1 protein-coding gene is annotated in these 648 nt (G+C 40.9%); it reads left to right on the top strand.

The genetic code is table 11. From position 1 onward, the window contains the following. Positions 1-648: hypothetical protein (locus tag IQR33_RS32345; protein WP_228013767.1), on the top strand; the 648-nt coding region annotated here is incomplete at both ends.

The raw sequence follows: 648 nt of genomic DNA, 5'->3' as shown, positions 1-648 counted from the left end.
CATGCAGATAATCATAGAGTGCTTCACCCTGACATCGATCTCTTGGGCGAAGAAGTTAAAGATGTTTTTACACCAGCACATTATATTGACCCTAATGCCGCTCTAGGCGACAAGTTAAATATTGTAGTTAATGAAAGAACTCTCAGTCAGTGGCACTTAACCCAACCTTACAAAAGAATTAAAGCTGAACATGATCTTGCACTCATTCAGAACATAAGAAGACGTAGATTGTCTCTCTCTAATAGAAAACAATCAGTACGGTCCACGCAATTAGGAGCTGTGGCTCGTTCTATGGTAGAGACAGGGGCCGTTAGGATATCGTTAAAGTACTACCCGACATTCCTCGACATAGCCAAGAGAACAGAGTTACTGTCAGAACTTGGTTGTTTCGACTACCAGGACATGAATGCATCAGAACTAAAACAATTGCCTTTTATGGTTTCTATGCAAAAGCATAGGGTCGATAAAGCTAAGCTATTACTTCATGTTCGGGAGCGTAGAAACGCAATAAGACACAAAATAAAGTTGCAACTGTCTAGGCCGTTGGAAGGCTGTGAGAGTAGATTAAGGAATCACTGTGATAGATTGAAGAAATACCTGGCTCGATTTGGTGAATCAACTGTCAAGCTAAACAATCCCACACTATTC

Origin of the sequence: Vibrio sp. OPT46, from assembly GCF_015163535.1 — a bacterium.
Taxonomy (GTDB): Bacteria; Pseudomonadota; Gammaproteobacteria; order Enterobacterales; family Vibrionaceae; genus Vibrio; species Vibrio alginolyticus.
This window is presented reverse-complemented; position numbering and strand designations above follow the sequence as displayed.